General features: G+C 46.6%; 17 protein-coding genes and 1 pseudogene. 7 read left to right on the top strand and 11 right to left on the bottom strand.

Annotated elements, in window-relative coordinates; genetic code table 11:
- Positions 1-222 (bottom strand): annotated as a pseudogene (locus tag MHM93_RS18520) (IS110 family transposase); the annotation flags it as partial.
- A 104-nt stretch (positions 223-326) separates the two neighbouring features.
- Positions 327-785, bottom strand: a complete 459-nt coding sequence (locus tag MHM93_RS18515) for a lysozyme inhibitor LprI family protein (RefSeq protein WP_239450130.1) — start codon at positions 783-785, stop codon at positions 327-329.
- A 269-nt stretch (positions 786-1,054) separates the two neighbouring features.
- Between MHM93_RS18515 and MHM93_RS18510 the strand changes: the two genes are divergently transcribed.
- Complete coding sequence (locus MHM93_RS18510) at positions 1,055-3,244, top strand: DUF5916 domain-containing protein (protein WP_239450129.1); 2,190 nt, start codon at positions 1,055-1,057, stop codon at positions 3,242-3,244.
- Positions 3,245-3,287: 43 nt separating this feature from the next.
- On the opposite strand, the gene MHM93_RS18505 is transcribed toward MHM93_RS18510, so the two are convergent.
- The gene (locus MHM93_RS18505; protein ID WP_239450128.1) at positions 3,288-5,351 is read right to left on the bottom strand and encodes a winged helix-turn-helix domain-containing protein; all 2,064 of its coding nucleotides are present in this window, start codon (positions 5,349-5,351) and stop codon (positions 3,288-3,290) included.
- Positions 5,352-5,743: 392 nt separating this feature from the next.
- Here MHM93_RS18505 and MHM93_RS18500 point away from each other — a divergent pair, with 392 nt between their 5' ends.
- The 6 genes from MHM93_RS18500 (at position 5,744) to MHM93_RS18475 (ending at position 10,440) form a co-directional block, all read left to right on the top strand.
- On the top strand, positions 5,744-6,832 hold the full coding sequence (locus MHM93_RS18500; RefSeq protein ID WP_239450127.1) for a hypothetical protein: 1,089 nt from the start codon (positions 5,744-5,746) through the stop codon (positions 6,830-6,832).
- Between the two features lie 350 nt (positions 6,833-7,182).
- Positions 7,183-7,515 (top strand): metalloregulator ArsR/SmtB family transcription factor, encoded by a 333-nt coding sequence (locus MHM93_RS18495; RefSeq protein ID WP_022945807.1) that lies wholly within the window; start codon positions 7,183-7,185, stop codon positions 7,513-7,515.
- A 51-nt stretch (positions 7,516-7,566) separates the two neighbouring features.
- On the top strand, positions 7,567-8,283 hold the full coding sequence (arsH, locus tag MHM93_RS18490) for an arsenical resistance protein ArsH (protein WP_138510544.1): 717 nt from the start codon (positions 7,567-7,569) through the stop codon (positions 8,281-8,283).
- Positions 8,284-8,291: 8 nt separating this feature from the next.
- Complete coding sequence (arsB, locus tag MHM93_RS18485) at positions 8,292-9,308, top strand: ACR3 family arsenite efflux transporter (RefSeq protein ID WP_239450126.1); 1,017 nt, start codon at positions 8,292-8,294, stop codon at positions 9,306-9,308.
- Between the two features lie 138 nt (positions 9,309-9,446).
- A complete protein-coding gene (locus tag MHM93_RS18480; RefSeq protein WP_239450125.1) occupies positions 9,447-9,872 on the top strand; it encodes an arsenate reductase family protein in 426 nt (141 codons plus the stop codon).
- Between the two features lie 94 nt (positions 9,873-9,966).
- A complete protein-coding gene (locus MHM93_RS18475; protein WP_239450124.1) occupies positions 9,967-10,440 on the top strand; it encodes a hypothetical protein in 474 nt (157 codons plus the stop codon).
- Between the two features lie 36 nt (positions 10,441-10,476).
- On the opposite strand, the gene MHM93_RS18470 is transcribed toward MHM93_RS18475, so the two are convergent.
- From MHM93_RS18470 to MHM93_RS18435, 8 genes are all read right to left on the bottom strand, one after another.
- Positions 10,477-10,980: an ASCH domain-containing protein gene (locus MHM93_RS18470; RefSeq protein ID WP_239450123.1), complete on the bottom strand. Its 504-nt coding sequence runs from the start codon at positions 10,978-10,980 to the stop codon at positions 10,477-10,479.
- 9 nt (positions 10,981-10,989) lie between these two features.
- Entirely contained in the window at positions 10,990-11,460 is a 471-nt protein-coding gene (locus tag MHM93_RS18465; protein ID WP_239450122.1) for an OsmC family protein, read from the bottom strand.
- A gap of 14 nt (positions 11,461-11,474) precedes the next feature.
- Positions 11,475-11,885, bottom strand: a complete 411-nt coding sequence (locus MHM93_RS18460) for an RDD family protein (RefSeq protein ID WP_235418683.1) — start codon at positions 11,883-11,885, stop codon at positions 11,475-11,477.
- A gap of 25 nt (positions 11,886-11,910) precedes the next feature.
- Positions 11,911-12,741 carry an alpha/beta fold hydrolase gene (locus MHM93_RS18455; RefSeq protein ID WP_239450121.1) on the bottom strand — a complete coding sequence of 277 codons (831 nt, stop codon included), beginning with the start codon at positions 12,739-12,741 and terminating at the stop codon, positions 11,911-11,913.
- Between the two features lie 26 nt (positions 12,742-12,767).
- The gene (locus MHM93_RS18450; protein ID WP_045978931.1) at positions 12,768-13,433 is read right to left on the bottom strand and encodes a GntR family transcriptional regulator; all 666 of its coding nucleotides are present in this window, start codon (positions 13,431-13,433) and stop codon (positions 12,768-12,770) included.
- A 157-nt stretch (positions 13,434-13,590) separates the two neighbouring features.
- Entirely contained in the window at positions 13,591-15,087 is a 1,497-nt protein-coding gene (locus MHM93_RS18445; protein WP_239450120.1) for an aldehyde dehydrogenase (NADP(+)), read from the bottom strand.
- Between the two features lie 10 nt (positions 15,088-15,097).
- Positions 15,098-16,099 carry a 4-hydroxyproline epimerase gene (locus MHM93_RS18440; RefSeq protein WP_239450119.1) on the bottom strand — a complete coding sequence of 334 codons (1,002 nt, stop codon included), beginning with the start codon at positions 16,097-16,099 and terminating at the stop codon, positions 15,098-15,100.
- Between the two features lie 3 nt (positions 16,100-16,102).
- Positions 16,103-17,017, bottom strand: coding sequence for a dihydrodipicolinate synthase family protein (locus tag MHM93_RS18435; protein WP_239450118.1), 915 nt, complete (start codon positions 17,015-17,017; stop codon positions 16,103-16,105).
- Positions 17,018-17,133 lie beyond the last annotated feature (116 nt).

Here is a 17,133-nt window from a genome sequence, read left to right as displayed (position 1 = left end):
ACACTGCATCGCAGACATCATTGCCATGTACAGCACAGTCCTCACCTGGGGTCTGCCGCCCTGGATGGTTCTGAGGCCCTTATAGCGACCGCTTTCCCGATTCATGGGTGCAACACCGACCAGAGATGCGGCCTGTTTGTTGTTAATGTAACCGAGTTCAGGCAGGTTACTTATGATGGACGCTTCGGCGATTTTACCTTTGCCGAGCATGCTCTGTAAAATGTTAGTTATTGCTACGCTCGGCTTTTATCGCCCTACTCACCTCACCCCTTATGGCTCAGTGCTCGCAAGTATCTAAAATATCATCCGCTTTACAGTACCTGTGCTCAGAAGTTCTTTGTGTAATGCAACAATTGAAGAATACGGTCTCTAACTATACTTGCCCGATAACCACCACGAGAAATCGCTGCGGAGCTACCAAAACTTTTACGGTTCCAAGTATTCTCAATAAACTCAAATTCCGCATCACGATACTTTACCCAGTTCAACTGCGCAGCTATCAACTCTGAACGTCTATTATCTGGCAATTTAGACGTCATTTCTTGCGCAGCTTTCTCAAGCTCTTTATTCAAAAAGTTCAGGTAATGGTTATAGGCAACAAGATAGTCACTTGTACTATTTTTAGGGTCTTCAATCGCTAACAAATAGCTAGCCTCGCGTTTTACAAATTCTCCAATTAAGTCTGGTGCATCCGGATTATCGATTGCATGTGCCTTTACAACCCCCATAAACAGCCAAAATGCCAGAGCAAGTTTATAAACTATTCCTTTTTTGGTTTTTATCACTTTGCATAAACTCCTTTACTGTAGCTTTACCATTGTGCCTATCTTGTGCTTCTCAAGCCACGGTTAACTTCCCTTGATATTGATACTCGGCTTTTAAAGCAATCTCTACTTTTTATAAAGCTTTCTGATAAAAATTATTTATATTCAGCCTGTTAGGCATTGCTTTATCACCTTTAATCACTACTTTGTCACTCAAATTCTCGCCTTTATCACTTTTATTTACGCTCATTCGCGCATCATCCAATGGTGTTTTACAACGAGAAGAAAAGATGAAAGACGCTCTAACCATTCAACGCTACTTTGTTAAGTTACTCATGTTATTTATTTGCTTACTAGGCACGCCAGTACAGGCAAAGTGGCAACAATTCACCCAAACCGATACGCCCATTCCCAACTTAAAAAATAAACCCAAAATCGATGGCAAATTCGCTGCGAGTGAGTGGCGAGATGCAAAACGCATAGAGGACTTTGTCGTTTTTCGCCCAAATATAGGCGAGCGCCCCGATTATCCGGTACAAGCTTATATCAGCTACGATAGCGAGTTCTTTTACGTAGCGGCGAAGATCAGCCAGCCTGAGCAAACTCTCACCGACAGGGTGCTCACTCAAGGTGAGTACATGTGGCATGAAGATTACTTCGGTTTGGTGTTAGATACCAACTTCGATAAATCTGATGCCTATCTTTTTCATGTCACCCCCTCCGGTGTAAAAGAAGACGGCCTAGTCGATGGCACCCGCTATATTGGCGAGTGGAAGACCCTTTGGTATGCCAAAACCAGCATTGAGGCACAAAGTTGGTATGTGGAAATTGCTATTCCCATGCAGTCCATCTCATTTGAAAAAGATGCCGAAAGCTGGGGGCTACAGCTTCGCCATAGGGTTGCGAGTCCGAACACTCAGGTGTACTGGAACCTCAACAACCCCAGCAATTATGCCTGGCATACCAATCAGTTGGCGCCCATTAGCGGTTTAATGGGCTTAAAGCAAGGGCTTGGAATTGAAGCAAAGCCGAGCTTGGCCTATAAACGTAACCAAAGTGAGAGCGACTTAGCGCCATCATTAGATCTACTCTATAAACTGACCCCAAGCCTCTCGGGAATGTTAACCCTCAACACCGATTTTTCCGGCACAGAAGTGGACGAAGTGCCGCTTAATACCACGCGCTTTAGCCAGTATTTTACTGAAAAGCGCGATTTTTTCTTGCAGGATAGTCAGATCTTTCGCTTTGGCGGTATGGATGATAACTACGCGAACGGCATGGCGTTTTACTCCCGGCGCATCGGGCAAGGTAAAGAGTCGAATTTACTGGATATCAATTGGGGGACCAAACTCACAGGGCAAATCGGCGACACTCGTTTGGGGATATTAAGCGTCAATCAAGATAGCGACACTTCGCGAGCACAACAAACGCAACTAAGTGTAGCGCGATTAACTCATCAAGTTGCCCCTGCGCATCAGCTTGGCGCCATTTTAACTCATGGCAGCCCAGATGACTCGGGGGATAGAACCCTAATAGGTGCCGATTACCGCTACCAAAGCACGCTGTTTAATGACTATCCTCTAGTTGCCCATGCCTTCTACCAGCAAGCGGAGCTGGCAGATAAAGTGCAGCCTAACGATGCTGATAAAGCATCATATGGCGCCTCGCTGAGGCTGCTAAACGACGCTTTTTATTTACGCGGGCGCTTTCAATATATAGGTAAAGACTTTAACCCTGCTTTGGGGTTTGTGAATCGCAGAGATTTACGCTACTACGAGAGCGTGAGTCATTATCGGATACGGCCGAAATCGGGTTGGTTAGCTCGGCATATTAATTATTATCAGTTCACTGGTTTTTATTATCTAAGGGAGAACACTGAGGGGCACCGCCAGGGGCAAAGCGTATTTATAAGGCCGCTTCAGGTTGAAACCAAAGGTGATAACTTCTTTTTTCTTAGTCACAACCGCTATCAAAAAATACTCGAGCGACCATTTAACTTTACCGATAAATTGACCTTCACAGCCGGAGAGTATAACTACAGCCACAACGAGCTCTATTTTAGAACAGCGAACAGTAAACCTTTTTACGTCACCGCCAGACTCGCAAAAGGGATGTTTTACGATGCCGACTTTGAACGAGTCAGCACCACCCTTAATTACCGCCCGAATAGGCATTTGTATTTGGAACTGAGCCGCGATATGTATTACTACGATACCGACACCGCCGCTGATAAGCTATTTAACACTCAATTACGCGTAAATATCGCCTTTAACACTGAATGGTCGTGGAATAACTTGCTGCAACATAACACCCAAGCTGACAGTTTTTCGGTATTCAGTCGAGTGCGTTATGAGCCATCGCCAGACACCGTGTACTTGCTTAGCCTTAACCGGGGCTACGATTTGCAGCAGGGCTGGCACCAACGGGAGCAAGTGTTTGACGAAACTGCTATAAAAATGGCCTACACCTACAGATGGTAGCGCCACGAAGCTAACAGCTCACCCCCTTTTAAGCCATAACCTGTTATTGCGCGTGTGTTGTATACAGATCACTGCTAAACGCACGCGTACCACCATAGACAATTTGCCCATTTTCAACATCAAAGCCATAGTAAGCATCAAGCGGTTGCTGAGTTAACAGCTGCAAAGAGGCTGAATTTATCTTGTAGGAGGAAAGTTGCGCCTCTTTATAGTTATTTAAATACAACACCCCATTATCAATAATGGCATTCGTATAGCTTGCCACTTCTCCTATCGGCTCAGCCTCGGGCAGCCGGCCATTAAGAATCTCGGAAAAGGAAAAACGATACAACTCATTGCTTTGATTTATGAGGTAAGCAAATTGTGGCTCGCTGTTATCGACGAGAATGCGTACCCAAGGAGCGTCTAGCTCAGCCAATAACTGCATCTGTCGGTTGTAAATCCTCACTCGGCGCTGGTGCTGATTCTTCACCGTTAAAGAAAACAACGTCGAGTTAAGCCAAGACAGTGCAAAGCCATAGCCGTCTATGTATGCTCGTTTGGTTATACCGTGCTCTACAATATCCACCAGCCAGAGCTGACGATTATCATGATTAACCACGGCCAGTCTATCGTCTGGTGAGACCGCCAGCTCATTTAATACCATATGCTCGGACATAGGCACTATTTGCTGTGCTCTTTGTCCTGGGGCCTGAAAATAAATATGGTCGCTGCCAGCACGATTGGAAACGAAGTAAATACCGGGTTGAGTGTGAGCGAATGCCGGCAATCGCTCATTGCCATTACTGTTGTCCAGCTCAAATCCAGGGTTTTGCCAGCGAATATCTATGTTTTTATCGTAGGTTGAGTAGATGTAATCTTTCTCATTGGGGTGGCGTGCCAGCGCGCAACATAGTCTATCGCCTAAACTGGCGATTACCTGAGACTCACCGCTATGAATATTCAGCATTTGTAGTTGTGCGGGTTTTGATGCGGAAACAAAAATAAGCTGATGCTGCGCATGGCCCCAAATAGCTTGATTTAACTGCTGCGCAACATCAATCAAAGGCTCTGCCGCCCCAGTAACAAGGTCAACCTGGTAAAGTCGACTTTGCCCTTCACTATTATTGGCAACCAATAACAAATTTCTGGCTCCGGGCTTTAAGTCAAGATCAACTAAATGCCATTTCTCGGGCAGCTCAACTGCCACCGGCTCAAGGCCTTGGTTAAGATTGATTCGATAGAGCCTATTTCTATGCTCATGATTGCGGGCATGACCAAGCAGCCAAACCGACTCGGTTTGTGTATCAAAAGTGTATCGGTGCGATATTAAGCTCTCGCAATCAAGTACTTGTGCACTTGGTGCAGTCAGCGCTGCGCTTTCACGACTAAACGGCACCTTGAACCAGCCACATTGGTCTTGGTAGTAGCCTTTAACAATCAGTGCGTTGGCGGTTTGGGCAATAAGGGAGTCAAAGTAATAATCTTTACTTTCAATAACCGCACCAACATCGTCATTATTGTTGTCCAAGCGCTTGTGCCAAAACTCATTACCATTGGCATAGGTATTATTGATAAAGGTTACAGTGTTCCCTTTTGGCGCCACCACTAGGCTTCTTTTAGCCCCATCAACGCGGGTTAGTACGGTATTTTCACCGTAATTTAGGCCGCCGTTCTCGCCATTTTGCCAAAGTAACAACAATACAACCACCGCACAAATTAGTACGGGCGCCGCAGCTTTAACGCCAAGGTTGCGGCTTTTGGGCTGGGTGTTGGTGTTAATCTCATCCGCATGCACGTTTGTGTTGAGACTATCTTGAGTGTGTACAGTGGCAATAAAGCGGTAGCCTTGCTTTGGCACAGTTTGAATATAACGCGGCGATTTAGGATCATCGGCCAATGTTTTTCGCAAGCTGGCAACAAGCTTATTAATAGCGTTGTCGGTGACTATCACCCCCTGCCAGATGGCTTGTTGCAATTCGTCTCGGCTAATAATTCTATTTGGGTTGGCAAGAAAAAACCGCAACAGCGCAACCATTCTTGGGTCTAAGGAAACGGAATATTCTTGGTTCTTTAATTCATGGGTGCTGGTATCAAACCGATATTCGCCAAAGAGAATACATTCCATTGATGGCTCGAATTGTTCTTTTTATTGCTCCCTAGTCTATAAGGAAGGCGGTTCAATGCAAGCTTAGGTTGTAACAAAATCCTCGGTGTAATCACGCGCTTAGGTTTCAGCACTGAGAATCACTCTTTGGCCTGAAATAAGCGTGCTTGCAAACTTTAATCACTACTTCGGCGTGACTTATGCTCATGGCAAATAAGGCTCATGGTAGTAGGGAGTTATATTGGTACTTTAAAGTAAATGGGCCCTAACTTATTGCGATTCTTGGGTTGGTGAGTAGGTAACTCCTATTTCTGTATTTCTCTCAGCAAAAAGATTTAGACCAAAATACAACCATTCCCACGAGAGCTAATTACTGTTAATGTAAATAAAAAGAAAACAACAAGGAATGTATAATGAAAATATGGACGTATTTAGCTAAGTACTTATTCGCAACGAGCATACTTATGGCAAGCTCACATGCGATAGCAGAATTAACAGAGGCATATGCCTGTTCGCGCTGCGATTTGGAGGCAGCCAAAAAAATAGCGATACAAGAAGCCCCTGAAAACAAGTGCGATGCTCATAATCATGCTTCGTCCTCTGCTGTTTGCGAGCCTAATAGTAAAGAAGTAATCGTTCTCTCACACAGCGATAAACGTGCTTACAAATTTATAGTGACTACCGAATTCGACTTTAACAACCAACCTAAAGTGAGCGCAGGTAGGGAGTCACTCACTCCGAGCGAAGAACTGGCTGCAAAAGACTATTTCACATTTCAAAAAGACTTTGCGTCAACAATCGTCAACCTCAATGAATCTAACCTTCAAGAATATAAAGAGCATACATTTCAATACAAAGGCGCTGTAGACGAAACTGAAAACTCTTCGTGCATTGATCATCCCATTAATTTTTTCAGAGGTAACGCTCAGAAGAGACAAATTAAAATGGAGTTAGCAGCCGAGCTCAATGAATTTGCAGTGGGAAAAAACTGGCAACAAGTAAAAATCGATGCGAGCGGCGATGGTATTACATTAAACAAAGCAAATAACGGCGTTGCAGTTGTTTTAGAGTATCGTGAAGAAAAATTTGTAATCTCTAAGTTTTATGATGCATCAAACTATCTAGCATTTGATGTATACATGAAAACGCCAATAATCACTGACGGTCCTACTCAAATAATAGCCGACTTCAGCTTAAACCAAGGGCAGTCTAGAATCGATGGCTTTACTGTAAATGAGTTATTCCAACCTGATAATGGTGAATTCAAATTAGGCAATACGAAAATGTCTAAATGCTGGGACGATTTTATCAGCGATAAAGCAGAAGATATTACTCATTATAAAGGCGCAAATTCAGACTCTGGCACGCTTTTTAAGGATAGACCCGACAATGCACTATGCTTTTTCAAAGCAAAAATAAACATTTGCGCTAATAATACAGAAGGAAATCAACAATGCTGGAAACCTACAATCAGTCGAATCGACAACTGTAATGCAGTTTAGAGTTAGACTAGGCAAAGTGCAGCCAACCTAGCGCTCAAAAAAAATAGGCTGCATAACTAAAGCAGAGAGTTTTTTCGATATCCACACCAAAAAAACTAACTCCTACTTGTTTCAAGGCGGTTCTCGGCAGAAACCCGGTAGGTCACAGCGAGCACGCCCGTCGAGATTGCCAGCAAATAAAACATCACTAGACACCAAACCCTAAAACTAATCTAAACAAATAGTTAGATAGCTTGTTAACTTTATACTTCCCTCGCCCAACCGCACTTAAACAAAAGAATATATCTGCACAGTTGACATACGGAAAAACACATATATGATATTTCACATATTAACTATGAGTAGTGAATATGAGCCCACTCAAACTCTTTAAATGCTTGGCAGATGATACCAGGCTTAAGTCCGTGCTAATTATCAGTCAGTTAGGTGAAGCTTGCGTGTGCGAACTTATGGCTGCCCTCGAGCTAGATCAACCTAAAGTTTCTCGCCATTTAGCTGAACTACGAAAATGTGACATTCTGCAAGATCAACGCCGTGGGAAGTGGGTTTATTATCAACTCCATCAACAACTACCTGGTTGGGCGAAAGAAATCATCCTCAAAACAGCTGAAGAAAATGCAGGTTACTATTTAGATGCGCTCGCAAGACTTGAGCACCCTAAACAAAAAACATTGCCCTGCTAACTTACCTTTAAACATGCTATGCCGAGAGTAAAACTTAGGAGTTAAGAAACCATGAACCCCGAAACGACGCTACCAAGTGTTGATACGTCACAGCTCGCCACCCCATCCATTGACAAGCTTCAAAGTATGCTCAGTGATCACGCGCCGCGTATTCTCCTGCTATATGGCTCTTTACGCCAGCGCTCCTTCAGCCGCTTAGTGATTGAAGAGAGTGCACGTTTGCTAACGGCTATGGGGGCCGAAGTGAAAATTTTTAACCCAGAGGGGTTACCGCAGCCTGATACAGATGATGATAGTCATCCTAAGGTAAAAGAGCTGAGAGAGCTGATGATGTGGTCAGAAGGTCAAGTTTGGTGCTCACCCGAGCGTCATGGGTCCATGACTAGCATATTTAAAAGCCAAATTGATTGGGTTCCGCTCAGTATCGGGAGCGTACGCCCAACCCAAGGTAAAACATTAGCGGTTATGCAGGTTTGTGGTGGCTCGCAATCTTTTAACGTCGTGAATCAACTACGCATACTTGGCCGCTGGATGCGCATGGTGACCATCCCCAATCAATCGAGTGTTGCCAAAGCCTTTTTGGAGTTTGATGAACACGACAGGATGAAACCTTCGCCATACTACAACCGCATCGTTGACGTTATGGAGGAACTGATGAAGTTTACTTTGCTGCTTCGCGATAACAAAAGCTACTTGGTAGATAGATATTCTGAACGTGTGGAATCTGCTGAGCAATTGTCGCAACGCGTAAACCAAACTGCCATTTAGGAGGTTACATGGGCTTATTTGAACGCTATTTATCCTTGTGGGTCAGTCTTGCCATCATCATAGGTATCGTCTTAGGTAGCATAACACCAGAGACTTTTTCGCTTATCGCAAATATTGAGTATGCGCATGTGAATTTACTTATCGCTGTACTCATTTGGCTAATGATTTACCCCATGATGGTGCAGATAGATTTTTCTTCATTAAAGGATGTGGGCAAAAAGCCCAAAGGACTCGCACTGACTTTAGTCATAAACTGGCTAATAAAGCCCTTTTCGATGGCTTTCCTTGGATGGTTATTCTTTAAAGTCCTATTCGCCCAATGGGTTGATCCGCAAACAGCCACTGAATACATAGCAGGTATGATCTTACTTGGTGTTGCGCCCTGCACCGCCATGGTTTTTGTTTGGAGCCAGCTCACCAAAGGAGATGCAAACTATACCCTAGTACAGGTCTCCATTAACGACATTATCATGATATTTGCGTTTGCCCCTTTAGCTGGAATGCTACTGGGCGTGAGTGATATCAGCGTACCTTGGAACACGCTGTTACTGTCTGTAGTGCTGTATGTTCTGATCCCATTAATAGCAGGAGCGATTACACGCAAAAAATTGGATAAAAAGAACGACTCTGCTCAACTAGAGCGGTTTCTGACAACTATGAAACCTTGGTCGATTATTGGGCTGCTAACGACAGTCGCTCTACTCTTTGCGTTTCAATCACAAACAATACTGGCTCAACCTCAGGTGATTGTATTGATAGCAATTCCTTTACTCGTTCAAACTTATGGGATATTTGCACTTGCTTATTTTATAGCAAAGAAGATAAAGCTTCCTTATAGCGTTGCTGCACCGGCGTGCATGATTGGTACATCTAACTTCTTTGAATTGGCTGTTGCTGTGGCAATTTCAGTGTTTGGCCTGCATTCCGGTGCCGCGCTAGCCACTGTTGTTGGTGTTTTAGTAGAAGTGCCTGTCATGCTGTCTTTGGTTTGGTTTACTAATCGCACACGTCATTGGTTTAAATAAGGAAGAGCTTAATATATCCCTCTTTTTGTAGGCGCAGGCACAGAGCACCATATTCGTCATGCATTTTGTTCAAAGCCTTCATTAAAGAGACTTGAGACAGGGTGTGAACCCAAAATAATTGGAGCAATAGGTACGGTTATGATCGTTATTCATCACAACCCTGAGTGTGGTACATCAAGAAATGTTTTACGTATTATTCATGAGGCTGGGTATAAGCCGGTGATCTTGGACTATTTAACCGTTGGTTGGACCAAGAGCCAACTTTTGGGGCTTTTTGCCGCTGCAGATATAACGCCTAGAGAAGCTTTAAGAGTAACAAAGTCGCCAGCTGAACGTTTAGGACTACTTAATGAAAGTATTTCAGACGAAGACTTAATCTCGGCCATGCTGACTCACCCAATACTGGTAAACAGACCCATTGTATGCTCGCCTAAAGGAGTTAAACTATGCCGCCCTAGTGAGAGTGTCTTAAGTTTAATCGATGTCTGGCCTCAAGGACCCTTTTTTAAAGAAGACGGTGAACAAATTCTTGATAAGCATGGAAACTTAATAACCAACAAGTAGTAGAGATTAATTTCGCTCTCTTACTGCTCACTACCATTTTACTAATCGAAAAATAGTAGTTTTATTTTTAAGCAAAATAACAAGGAAAGTATCAATGTTAGAACAGATAACCGAATGGATTGAGCATACCAATAACGAGTTTACACCGCAGAGGCAGAGTTGTTATCAGTTAATGGATAACTTTGCTGATTTTTATCCTACGGCCTTTCTAGATAATGCCTATTTTGTTGTCGTCGACACCCTTCCGAAACCCGACTTCCCAGAGCTTCGCCAACTTGGGCTTGGCACTTTTATCGATATGGATGCCGCTGGTATCACTTATAACAACACCTATTACTTGCAGCCTCATGTGGCAAAAAACCTCCGTGTTCATTTTCACGAGTTAGTACATGTTGCCCAGTGGCAGCACCTTGGTATGGCGCAATTTATTGCCCGCTATATGCAGGAAATTCAAAGTGTCGGATATATGGATGCGCCATTAGAAAAAATGGCCTACGCCTTAGATAATCACTTTAGCCTAGATGGCGCCCCTTTCGATGTGCCGCGCTATGTAGCGCAGCATCTGTAGTGCGACGACGCAGAGCACACATCGGTAAGTGAAGCGCTAGCTTCGCAATAGCACCTCAAAGCTCGTAAATACGATGGGCATAGAGGGAGTAAACACCTTATTACTGCCTGCTAATACTCGCTGATAGTAGTCTTGGTGTTCGCGGCGCCAATACGCTAATGAGCCATCGCCTTCGCCTTCTAAAGCAGCGTGAGCCTCAGTTACGGCGGAAAAGCTAAGCACCTCCACCGCACATATGCGGATCACGCACTGTGCGTGCCCCTGCCAATTGGTGACAATATGAATATCTCCAACTTGCGGCAGCGGCTCTGCGGCGGCTTCTAACTCCCACAAACTCGGAGCTGTGGCTTGTTTTCTTCCTTGTAATACCCACTGCGCGCAGGCATTGGCGTCGTGTTCATTATCGCAGAAATGCCAAACACCTTGCAGCCGAGCCTGCGCTCGCGGCTCACCCACAAGGGTATCCAGGTAGCGCAGCCATAGTTCTGTGACCGATGAGTGGGCGCGCGCAGCAACTTCGGTATTCGCTCTTTCGCTCATCACAGCCCACTAGGTTAGCGTGCCCACAACCCGCACCTCTGTAAGAATGGAATTGGCAATAAAACATTGGCTATGGGCCTTTTCATGCAAGGCATCTAGCTGCTGCTGTGGAGGAGTCGTGTGGTCGGCAAATTTAACCTCTGGAAACAGGGTTATTTCCGTCATTGCCAATTTACCAGCTTGGTTTTTTGCCATCACGCCTTGGGCATGATCATGATAAGCACTGATCTCCAACCCTGCTTTGCTCGCTAAAGCTAAAAACCACAGCATATGGCAGCTGGATACCGAAGCAACGAAGGCCTCTTCGGGGTCTACGTATTCACTGACCGAGTAAGGTATGGGCACCACTTGCGGTGACGACGAGGCCATAACCTCAATTCCGCCATCAAATTGCCAACGATGGCCTCGGCTATACGTGTTATCTAAAAAGCTCTCACCCTGAGGGAGAGACCATATCACCTTAGCTGTGTATTTTGACATGACTCCCCCCATTATTAATTATGTTCGCCAGTGCGTTTAATAACTCGTGTTTTCGCTAACATATCATGCAAGCCTTGGTTCTTTTTTGAAATAAACAGGGGCAGTAGTAGCACTATATTAAACGAAACTAACATACAAAAGAGTATCGACCTCAAAAACAACTGCCATATTGACGCCTTTTCTTCGCTAAGCTCGTCAACAATAACCAGCTTAAATATGCGCTTGCCAAGGTTAATGTTGAGCGCCCAATAGACAAAAAAGCCAACTGGTACACAAACAAACATCACCAGCTCGACAGCTGGCGGCTCTTTTATAGTGTTGGTAAACAACAAGAGCTCGAGCAGGCCAACAAGGGCTGCTACTACAAACGCTGCATCAATAAAAAATGCCGGTATTCTCAGTGCGGCGGTTTTATTGTCTTTCATTATCACTTTCCTTAGTGTGTCATTATTATTTTGTCCGTACCCGCTTTATCAGAGTTTGTATATGCTCCACTACCCACTGCGGCTGCTCATGGTGTATAAAGTGGTAACTTTTATCGGTCAGTATCGCCTCTCCTTGTGGGAAGGCTTGGGCCCATTGGCTATGCAGGTCGCCCCACATTGCTCGGCCTTGATCAGTAAATAAAAGCAATGAGGGCTCTTCATAGGTTTTCACCGAGGCAATAACGGTTACTGGAATATCGGGTATGTCTGGGTAGTCTGGCAATGGCCGCTTGGACCAAAAGTCTAAATACTGATTAGACATGCCATTTTTCATATCATCGCGCTTAACTTGCGCGATTTGCCGCTCAGCGGTGGCCAAGTCAATTTGTCGCATAATATCAACGTCATGCTCGGAGGCCGGATCAATAAGCATCAGTGCCGCTATTTTATCGGGGTAACGCGCAGCGAAGGTGCGCGCGATATACGCACCATAGGAATGCGCGATATAAACCACCGGCTCAGTAATACCTAATACTTGCAGCAGAGCCAGCGCTTCTTGCGCATACTGCTCTGAGCTATAGTGTTTTTTTACCGCACTGGAGCCACCATTACCGACGCGAGAGTAGCGGATCACGCGGGCATGCTCAGCTAACGCGTAAAAGATAGGTTGCCAATCATCCAACCCGGCAGAGCCGCCGGCTTCAAGTAGTAGGGTAACATCGCCGCTCCCTGCGATTTCATATTCAACGTCATATGCGCCAATTTTCACTGTGGGGTAGTCGTGCGAACCAGCATAAAGCTGGGCGCTGGTGCAAATAAGTAGCAAGCCCAGCAAGCAGTGAGTGAATCGTTTCATTGTTTCTTCCTTGAGCAGATGGCTTGTTAATCCTGCGCTTCCATGGTTAATAACAGCTCTTTAATATCGTCTTTAGCGCCGCTGATGTGGCGATATAAAAACGCACAGGCATCGTCTACGCGTTGCGCGCGGCACAGTTTAAGTAACTCACGATGCTCTTCCGGTGCGGTATCTAACCCCCCGGCAAGAAGAATATGCATGCGCACGTAACGCTCTGAATTTTTGCTAAATTGCTCAACTAATTCACGGGTTTGCGGGCGCTGCGCACGGCTATATAATTTGGCGTGAAATGCGCTGTTAAGGTGCCCGGTTGCGGCTTGCGTATCCCCTGCTGCCATCGCCGCCTCTAAATCTTGCAATAGCACCTCGGCTTCGCTGAAATCAGCATCGGTGAGCTTAGTTAGAGAATGACGCAGTAGCTCGGCTTCTAACAGTGCCCGTAAGTCAAAAATTTCATCCACCTGAGATGCACTCACCTCGGTTACCGTTGCTCCTTTGTGGGCCTCAAAGTTCACTAACCCTTCAGATTCAAGCTGCAGTAGAGCCTCTCGCACGGGAATACGGCTAACATTGAGCTCTTGTGCCAACGCCGCTTGGCGCAGTGGCGCACCTGATTTTAGCTCGCCAAGTAAGATTTTTTCGCGAATTGCTTCAGCAACTAGTTGGGTACGGGTTTTATGCTCAATTGCCATATAAGAGTGTTGGTAGGTGGTCCATGGAATACAGTATACCACCCTGTATTTATCTTGCGAGTGCTATCTATGTACCTGTTTTACAATTAGAAAAATGCGGACAACAGAGGGAGTGTTGGCCGCATTGGGGGACACTTAAAACGAACACTTTATCGGCTCAGCGCTGCACACACAGTGGCCGCAAGAACCGCCGCATCGCCTCTAAACCAACCGAGGTCGAACGCACATCGGTGGCAGCCGGGTATGGGCCGCCATGATTCATTGATTGGCACACCTCTACTCCGGTAGGCATTTGTCCATAAATCAACCGCCCTACCTTATAACTTAACCGTTCAATAAGCGGCTGATACTGTGCTTGTTCACCAAAAATTGAAGCGGTTAGCTGCCCTTCTAAGGCATCAATAACGCGCATAAGCTGTTGCTCATCATCGTAACGAACAATAAGGGCTGCCGGGCCGAACACCTCTTGATGCAACATAGGCGTATTGATAAAACGCTCAGCGCTGCAAGTAAACACCTGTGCTTGCGCGTGGAATGGCGCACTTTTATGCCCTTGTGCCAACACTTGTACACCGTTGCATTGGGCTAACGCTTTGGTATCACGCTCATAGGCGTCAATAATACTCGGGCTAAGCAGGGTATCCGACGGCGCATCGCCGATGTGCTCGCGTACTGCCGCGATAAGCTCATCGCTGCCGTGTGTTGGCACTAACCATAACCCTGGGCTGGTACAGAACTGACCATGACCCATCAGCAATGAAGCACACAGCTGTTGCCCTAAATTACGCGCACTTGCGAGTGCCTGGGGTAAAATAAGCTGTGGATTGATAGCGCCAAGCTCGCCATAGAAGGGGATCACCTCTTCCCGGCTATGTATGGTACTCATTAACGCTTTGGCCACGGTTAAAGAGCCGGTGAAACCCACCGCCTTAATTTGCTTCGCACTGACGAGTTGGTGAGCAATGCTATGATCGGTGCCCTGTAACATGGCAAAGGTTCCCTCAGGCATCTGGCAGCGGCTTATTGCTTTGGCAATGGCTCGGGTCATCAACTCGCTGGTTCCCGGGTGTGCTGGATGACTTTTGACTATCACCGGGCAGCCGGCGGCTAACGCCGCTGCGGTGTCTCCCCCGAGAGTTGAAAATGCATAAGGAAAGTTAGAGGCGCCAAAAACCGCCACGGGCCCCAGGGGTAAAAAACGCAAGGTGGTGTCGGGCTTAGGCAACGGGGTGCGATTTGGCTCGCCAGCATCGTGATAGTGCAAGTGCAAAGGCGCCAAATTGTCGGCTAAGGCATCAGCAAATGCGCGTAGTTGATTCATTGTCCGCCCACGCTCACCTTGTAACCGAGCCAAAGGCAAATTGGTTTCTAGATGAGTGGTATTGAGTAACTCATCGCCGAGCGCTTCAATTTCATCGGCAATAGCATGCAAAAACTCACTGCGCTGCTGATACGAGGTGCCACGATAGGCGATAAAAGCGCGCTCAGCGCTCGCGCAGGCACTCTCTACATCCTGCAAAGAAGCATTGTAAAAGGGTGTAGCCATGTCCTCATTGCGCGCCGGGCAAAAGGCATGAAATACCTGCTGTTGCTCACTTTGCCACTGGCCAGCGATAAAGCTAAGGCCACTCAGGCTTGCTGTGTAGTTCTCCATCTTGGTCTCCTTATAACACTTGAAAGCCGAAGGCGTAGGGGTCGTCATCGTCAACCACAATGCAGTTGTGACCGGTGACGCGGGCCCAGCCCTCGATACTAGGAACAATTGCGGTGCGCCCTGCGATTTCGGTCACCGCCTCGATGCAGCCAATAAATTGGCTGCCGATGTAGCTTTCATGAACAAAGGCTTGCCCGATAGGCAAGCGCCCTTGCGCATATAACTGTGCCATGCGCGCACTGGTCCCGGTGCCACAGGGCGAACGGTCTATGGCCTTGTCGCCATAAAACACCGCATTGGCGGCATCGGAGCTGGCGTGTTTGGGCTGTCCGGTCCACAGTACGTGGGATGCCCCGCGCATAGTGGGATCTTGCGGGTGGATGCACTCGACTTGAGCATTGACAATATCGCGTATCAACGGACTGTAGCGCAGTAAGAACGAAGCATTGCAATGCTCTATGCCAGCAAAATTAGCTTGCGGCTCAACAATGATGTAAAAATTGCCGCCAAAGCTAATATCTATGGTTAGCGCCCCCAGCTCAGGCACCTCAATAGTGAGTTGCTCAAAAGCCAAAAAGGCAGGCACGTTGTAAAGCTTGATTGCATCGACCTTGTCGCCACTACGACGCACATGAGCATCCACGCGCCCGGCCGGTGTATCTAAGCGCACCTGATGTGGGTCTTGCGGTGTCAGCAGACCATTTTCCAATGCAAATGTCAGGGCGCCTATGGTGCCGTGGCCGCACATTGGCAAACAGCCCGAAGTTTCAATAAATAAAATCGCGGCATCGCCATCTGCTGTGGTCGGCGGATACAAAAAAGCCCCTGACATCATGTCATGCCCGCGCGGCTCGAACATCAGCGCTTGACGGATCCAGTCGTAATGCTGCAAGAAGTGTTGTCGTTTCGCACTCATACTCTGGCCGGGCAGCGGTGGGTGGGCGCTTGTTACCAAGCGCACCGGGTTACCACAGGTATGGCCGTCAATACAGAAAAAGGTCCCCCGGTTCATAGGCTAGTCCAGGTTGTACTTGCTTAAGTCGATACGATTGGCAATGGCCGTGTTATAAAGGCGCTCCACTTCAGCTTTTTGCTCTGTGGTTAGTGGCAAGCGCGGTGCGCGCGTGCGCTCACTGCCTCGTCCAGCCAGTTGTTCAGCGTATTTAATGCATTGCACTAAGGTGGGGATGGTGTCTAAACGCAGCAGTGGCAAGAACCACTGCCAAAGCTCCCGCGCCTCCTCATAACGCCCCTGTCGAGCCAATTGGTAAATGGCCACAGACTCACGAGGAAAGACATTGGTAAGCCCCGATATCCACCCGGTGGCGCCGAGCATTAAGGACTCAAGAGCAATATCATCAACACCACCAAACACCATAAAACGCTCACCAAACGCACTAAGCAGCTCGGTGATACGGCGTGTATCTTCGGTCGCCTCTTTCACCGAAACGATGTTTTGCTCAAGCGCTAAGGTGTGCATGCCGGCAATAGACACATCGACGCCATAGGTCACCGGGTTGTTGTAAATCATAATAGGTAACTGGGTCGACCTAGCAATACGCTGATAGTGATCAATGGCCTCGCGCTCAGTGCTGCGGTACACCATGCCTGGCAATACCATTAACCCATCCACTCCTGCGGCTTGCGCATCGGCGACAAATTCAATAGCAAATTGCGTGGTTGTTTCAGCCACCCCGGTTAATAGCGGCACACGTGTACCAACCACCTCTTTTGCCATTGCCAACACTTGGCGCTTTTCTTCACTGCGCAGCGAGCAGTTCTCACCGACGGTGCCAAGCACAATAATGCCATGCACTCCCTCGTTAATAAGGTTATCAATCATCGCTGCGGTGGCTTTAAAGTTGATGCTGTCGTCATCATGGAATTGCGTGGTGACTGCCGGATAAACACCCTGCCAATTTACGTTCATATTAGTTCCTCTGTTGTCGTTATGCTTGCCATCATAGATATATTGTATACAATATTCAACATGCAAAATTAATAAACCCTGTGTAAGCCAGCTAAATAAGCGCACTCATAAACGTA

The sequence above is a fragment of the Pseudoalteromonas sp. MM17-2 genome (genome assembly GCF_022347945.1).
Taxonomy (GTDB): Bacteria; Pseudomonadota; Gammaproteobacteria; order Enterobacterales; family Alteromonadaceae; genus Pseudoalteromonas; species Pseudoalteromonas ruthenica.
The sequence above is the reverse complement of the archived record's forward strand: the minus strand, read 5'-3'. Positions and strand labels throughout refer to the sequence as shown.